Origin of the sequence: Corynebacterium marquesiae (assembly GCF_030229635.1) — a bacterium.
In the GTDB taxonomy this organism is placed as follows: Bacteria; Actinomycetota; Actinomycetes; order Mycobacteriales; family Mycobacteriaceae; genus Corynebacterium; species Corynebacterium marquesiae.
On the sequence record NZ_JASPII010000032.1, the window covers coordinates 1 to 1,605 of the forward strand.

The following is a 1,605-nucleotide window of genomic DNA, read 5'->3' on the forward strand; positions in this document are numbered from 1 at the left end:
ATAGGCGTATCTCTTCGCGCTACTTATCGATAGAAGAACGCGAGCTCATCTTTGATCTTGACCGGCAAGGCAAAGGTGTACGTGAGATAGCTCGGCATCTTCAGCGCTCTGCTGGCACTATCAGCAAGGAGCTTAAACGCAACCGGGATGAATTTGGGGTGTATCTTCCCACGCATGCGCACCGTAAATCGGTGTTGCGTAGGTTTAGACCGAAAAAGCGCAAGATTGATGCCAATCCACGTTTGCGCACCGTGGTCTGGGCGATGGTGAAAGATAGGTACTCGCCGGAGCAGAGGGTGTCCGATTCTTTGTGTGCGGAGGCTTGGTTTACAAGTAATCCGCGAATCGGTCGGGGTACGCCACAGCTAGTTGGTTGATGGCTTGTTTCCACCCGGTGGCTTTCGCTCCTTCAATATAGCCGTTGCATTCAATGTCGCGCTTTGCTTTCTTCGCTCGCTGGGCGGCGCGCTTGTCTTCGATGTTGCAGATCATCAACCACAGCGTCTTCAGCGCCGCCGTATCGTTCGGGAATTGACCCCGGTTACGGGTAGCTTTACGCAGTTCAGCATTCAGCGACTCGATCGAATTGGTGGTGTAGAGCACCCGGCGTGCCGCCGGCGGAAACTGCAGAAACGGCACGAACCGCTCCCACGCGTCGCGCCAGACTTTGACCGACTGGGGGTATTTCCGGCCCAGTTCACTGGCCTCGAAAGCATCCAGGCTGGCACGGGCGGTGTCCCCGTTGGCGGCCGTGTAGACCTCACGTAGCGCACGGGAGACGCCTTTGCGGTCCTGATACGATACCCACCGGTTCGCCGCTCGAATCAGGTGCACGATACAGGTCTGCACCATGGAATTCGGCCAGGTTGCCTCAACTGCTTCAGGCAGGCCTTTGAGCCCGTCGCAGCAGACAATGAACACGTCCTGGACACCACGGTTGGCCAGATCTGCGCAGACCGATGCCCAGAATGCGGCTCCTTCATTGTCGGCGATCCACAGTCCCAGGATGTGCTTGATGCCGTCCATATCGACACCAACCGCCATGTAGCAAGCCTTGTTGACCACGCGGTGGCCGTCACGGACCTTGACGCGTAGCGCGTCGAGGAAGATCACCGGGTAGAACTCGTCGAGCTGGCGGTTTTGCCAGATCATGACCTCGTCCAAGACCGCGTCGGTAATGGTGCTGATCGTATCCGGGCTCATATCCACCCCAAGGGTGGTTGCGAGATGGTGCTGAATATCGCGCACTGTCATCCCACCGGCATACAGCGAGATAATCATGTCGTCGAGCTCTGTGAGACGGCGTGCGCCCTTGGGCACCATCCGGGGAGTAAAGGTGCCGGCACGGTCCCTGGGCACGGTCACTTCCACCGCGCCGTACCCGGAGTTGACGGTTTTGGTGTACGACCCGTTGCGGTGATTGTTGCCCTGTGTGGTTTCCACCTGGGCTTTCGTCTTGCGGTCAGAGTGGCTATAGCCCAAGTGTGCATCCATCTCCGCCTTAAGGCCAGCGTTGATTGATGCCTGTAGCAGGCCTTTGACCAGCTCGCTTGCATCATCAGCGGAGCTCGACAGCTCGCTGATCAAGCTGGCGATTTCAGGGTT

At 57.9% G+C, this 1,605-nt stretch carries 1 protein-coding gene and 1 pseudogene; one reads left to right on the forward strand and one right to left on the reverse strand.

The window, feature by feature from the left end; translation table 11 throughout:
- A pseudogene (locus tag QP971_RS11230) lies at nucleotides 1-293 on the forward strand (transposase); the annotation flags it as partial.
- A gap of 34 nt (nucleotides 294-327) precedes the next feature.
- On the opposite strand, the gene QP971_RS11235 reads toward QP971_RS11230, so the two are convergent.
- Nucleotides 328-1,605, reverse strand: a 1,278-nt coding sequence (locus QP971_RS11235; RefSeq protein ID WP_431831088.1) for an IS256 family transposase, incomplete at its 5' end; no start/stop codon positions are given.